This window comes from Pseudomonas sp. NPDC087346, assembly GCF_044744235.1.
Classification (GTDB): Bacteria; Pseudomonadota; Gammaproteobacteria; order Pseudomonadales; family Pseudomonadaceae; genus Aquipseudomonas.
The window spans coordinates 124,838-128,944 of sequence record NZ_JBIUXX010000012.1 but is presented as its reverse complement, the minus strand read 5'-3'; the positions used below and the strand labels follow the sequence as shown (position 1 = coordinate 128,944).

General features: G+C 59.9%; 4 protein-coding genes. 1 reads left to right on the top strand and 3 read right to left on the bottom strand.

From position 1 onward, the window contains the following. Positions 1-1,155, bottom strand: a 1,155-nt coding sequence (coaBC, locus tag ACIOZM_RS10545; RefSeq protein ID WP_401212995.1) for a bifunctional phosphopantothenoylcysteine decarboxylase/phosphopantothenate--cysteine ligase CoaBC, incomplete at its 3' end; no start/stop codon positions are given. A gap of 134 nt (positions 1,156-1,289) precedes the next feature. On the opposite strand from coaBC, the gene radC reads away from it, so the two are divergent. After that, positions 1,290-1,964 (top strand): DNA repair protein RadC, encoded by a 675-nt coding sequence (gene radC, locus ACIOZM_RS10540; RefSeq protein ID WP_401212980.1) that lies wholly within the window; start codon positions 1,290-1,292, stop codon positions 1,962-1,964. Between the two features lie 130 nt (positions 1,965-2,094). Here radC and ACIOZM_RS10535 read toward each other — a convergent pair whose 3' ends face one another. Beyond that, positions 2,095-3,681 carry an ABC transporter substrate-binding protein gene (locus tag ACIOZM_RS10535; RefSeq protein WP_401212977.1) on the bottom strand — a complete coding sequence of 529 codons (1,587 nt, stop codon included), beginning with the start codon at positions 3,679-3,681 and terminating at the stop codon, positions 2,095-2,097. A 151-nt stretch (positions 3,682-3,832) separates the two neighbouring features. Further along, a partial coding sequence (locus ACIOZM_RS10530; RefSeq protein ID WP_401212975.1) for a hypothetical protein occupies positions 3,833-4,107 on the bottom strand: 275 nt, incomplete at its 5' end.

Here is a 4,107-nt window from a genome sequence, read left to right as displayed (position 1 = left end):
GCTCTTGCTGGTCTGGGCGAAAACAGTGGCGTGAAGCTCACGGTCGATCACGCTGCAGGCGTTTTCTTCGCTGTTGAAACCGATGCTCGGGTTGGCGACGTCGTTGGCGACGATCAAATCGAGATTCTTGTCCTTCAGCTTGCGTGCAGCGTAGTCGAGCAGGTGTTCGGTCTCGGCGGCAAAACCGACACTGAACGGACGGTCGGGACGGGTTGCGATGGTGGCCAGGATGTCCGGGTTACGCACCATTTGCAGGACGAAACCGTCGCCGCTTGTAGGGTCTTTCTTGAGTTTTTGTGGCGCGATGACTTCCGGGCGGTAGTCCGCGACTGCTGCCGAGGAAATGAACACGTCGCACGGGATCGCCGATTCGCAGGCCGCGAGCATGTCGCGGGCGCTGACCACGTCGATACGCGTGACGCGATCCGGGGTCGGCAGGTGCACCGGGCCGCTGATCAGCGTAACGCGAGCACCGGCTTCGACTGCGGCTTCGGCCAGGGCAAAGCCCATTTTCCCGGAGCTGTGGTTGGTGATGTAGCGCACCGGATCGATGTTTTCCTGGGTCGGACCAGCGGTGATGACGACGTGCTTGCCGGTCAGCGCCTGACGCTGGAAGCAGTCCGCCGCACATTGCGCCAGATCGGTGGCTTCCATCATCCGGCCCATGCCGACGTCGCCACAGGCCTGGCTGCCGGAGGCTGGGCCGAAAGTCTTCAGGCCACGGCTTTCCAGCAGTTGCAGGTTGGCCTGAGTGGCCGGATCACGCCACATCGCCTGATTCATTGCCGGCGCGACGGCGACTACGGCGTCAGTGGCCAGCACCAGCGTGGTCAGCAGATCGTTGGCGATGCCTTGGGCCAGGCGGGCGATCAGGTCGGCGGTGGCCGGGGCGATCAGCACCAGATCGGCCCATTTCGCCAGTTCGATGTGGCCCATCGCGGCTTCAGCGGCCGGGTCGAGCAGGTCGAGATGAACCGGGTGGCCGGACAGCGCCTGCATGGTCAGCGGGGTGATGAACTCGGCACCGCCACGGGTCATGACCACGCGCACTTCGGCACCCTGGTCGATCAGGCGACGAACCAGGTCGGCGCTCTTGTAGGCAGCAATGCCGCCGCCGACGCCCAGAACGATGCGTTTCCGATACAGCCGCTGCATAGGTCTGCCTTTCATTTCGTTGATGACTGCTGGGCGATACCCCCTCCCCAGGGGTGAATCGACCGCAAAAAAGATGGGCTACGATATCACAGCGACCGCTACGGAACAGCGGCGCCCACAGACAAGGAATGTGTATGAGTATTCGCGATTGGCCTGCGGCGGAACGGCCGCGGGAAAGGTTATTGGAGCAGGGACCGGCGAGTCTTTCGGATGCCGAATTGCTGGCGATATTTTTACGCACGGGAGTGGCCGGAAAAAGCGCCGTGGATCTGGCGCGACACTTGCTGACTCAGTTTGGCTGCCTGCGTTTGTTGCTTGAGGCCGATCTGGAAGCATTCAGCAAACAGTTGGGCCTCGGGCCAGCCAAGTTTGCCCAGTTGCAAGCTGCTCAAGAAATGAACAGGCGGCATCTGGCCGAGCGTTCACGCGAGAAACCGGCGCTGGAAAACCCGCAGGCAGTCCGTGATTACCTGAAAGCCATGCTGCGCCATGAGCCGCATGAAGTGTTCGGGTGTCTGTTTCTCGATTCCAAACATCAGGTGCTGAGCTTCGAGGCGCTGTTTCGCGGCTCGATCGACAACACCAGCGTGCATCCTCGGCAAGTGGTCAAGCGGGCTTTGGCGCATAACGCTGCGGCGCTGATCCTCTGTCACAACCATCCGTCGGGCAACACCGAGCCCAGTCAGGCGGATCGGCAACTGACCAAGCGTTTGCAAAAGGCGCTGGATCTGATTGATGTGCGGGTGCTTGACCACTTTATCGTTGGCGATGGGGAGCCGCTGTCGATGGCGGAGTACGGCTGGATGTAACCCTCGGGAAAATGCAAAAACCTGTGGGAGCTGGCTTGCCAGCGATAGCGGTATTTCAGACGGCAATAGTGTTGAATTTGTTGCCGTCATCGCTGGCAAGCCAGCTCCCACAGGTATTGTGTTGTTGCGGTTATTTCAGGGTGACTTTGGAGTAATCCTGACGCCCGAACGGGCTGACGGAGTAGCCCTGAACGTCCTTGCGCGTCAGTGCGAACGCGGTCGGATGCGCCAATGGCAGCCACAGCGCCTGTTGCTGGATCTGCGCCTGTGCCTGCTCATAGAGCTTGCTGCGCACGCCTTGCTCGCTGGTGGTCTTGCCAGCACTGATCAGCTTGTCCAGATCGGCGTTGCAGTAACGCGCGAAGTTGGTGCCGGACTTGACCGCCGCGCAGGAAAATTGCGGCGTGAGGAAGTTGTCCGGGTCACCGTTGTCGCCGGCCCAGCCCATGAACAGCAAATCATGTTCGCCAGCCTTGGCGCGACGAATCAGTTCGCCCCACTCGATCACGCGGATTTCCGCCTGGATACCGATTTCCGCAAGATCCGATTGCAGCAACTGGGCGCCGAGGCTCGGATTTGGGTTGAGCAGGCTGCCGGATGGCCGGGTCCAGATAGTGGTCTGGAAACCATCCTTCAAACCAACCTTGGCCAGTAACGCCTTGGCTTTCGCCACGTCGTGCGGATATCCCGGCAAGCTCTTGGCGTAGCTCCAGGTGTTCGGCGGATAAGGGCCATTGGCCGCTTCGGCGGTGTCTTCGAACACCGCTTTGATGTAGTTGGCCTTGTCGAACGCGAGGTTGATCGCCTGACGCACTTCCGGCTTGTCCAGCGGTGGATGCTGGCTGTTGATGCCGACGAAAGCGGTCATGAACGCGTCAGTTTTTTCCACTTTGATCGTCGGTTCTTCTTTCGCCGCCTGTACGTCCAGTGGTTTGGGCGACAGGGCGATCTGGCATTCGTTGCGCTTGAGCTTTTGCAGGCGCACGTTGGCGTCCGGGGTGATGGCGAAGATCAGCGGGTCGACCGCTGGCTTGCCGCCGAAGTAGTCCGGATTGGCCTTGTAGCGTACCGAAGCGTCTTTCTGGAAGCGGGTGAACACGAACGGGCCGGTGCCGATTGGCTGGCTGTTGAGCTTGTCGGTCGCGCCAGCCTTCATCAGTTTGTCGGCGTATTCGGCTGAATAGATCGAGGCGAAGCCCATGCTCAGCGTGGCAAGGAATGTCGAGTCCGGGTGGTCAAGGGTGAAGCGCACGGTCAACGGATCAAGCGCATCGATCTTCTTGATCAGCGTGGGCAACTGCATCGATTGCGCATGCGGGAAGCCACTTTGGGCAACCTTGTGCCATGGGTTCGCCGGGTCGAGCATGCGGTCGAAGCTGAATTTGACGTCTTCGGCGGTCAGCTCGCGCGTCGGGCTGAAATACTCGGTGCGGTGGAATTTCACCTGCGGATGCAGCTTGAACACATAGCTCAGGCCATCGGTGCTGACTTCCCAGCTATCGGCCAGGCTCGGGACGACTTTGCCGCTGGCGGTATCGAATTCCACCAGGCGGTTCATCAACACGTCGGCGGATGCATTGGTGGTGGTCAGCGAGTTGTACTGCACCACGTCGAAGCCCTCGGGGCTGGCCTCGGTGCAAACGCTCAGGGCGGCAGCCTGGGCCAGAGGGCTCAGCAGAAGCGGGGCGAGCAACAGGGATAGGGCAGCGAGGCGCATGGTCGGCTTCCTTTACAGATCGAAGGCCCATCTGCAAGTGCAGTCTGGAAAAGGCCTACCCTAGTGGGCTGGATTGCAAATGACTATCCCCTTTTTGCATTTTTGAGGCTGGGTCAGGGCGGTTTTTGCGGTAGCGTAGCGGGATGAAAAGTTAGAAAGGCGTGCGAAGACGGTTTTCTTCGACGAGTGGTAAAAGCCGGTGACAGCCTTTATCCAAGGCTCTCGCAGCCGGTTTTTGCGCCTTTTTAGTGATCGATTGCACACGGAATGTTGTTGCTCTTCGGTCTTTCTGGTATAAAGCAGCGCTCTTTTCTAGGGGCCCGGTTCCTTCACTGTAGGTGTAGCCGGTAAGACCTCTAAAGAAACGCGGCGCCTGGCGCCAAATGACTGAGAGATTAAGCGGCCAACCCATGCCGGGTTGGGCAT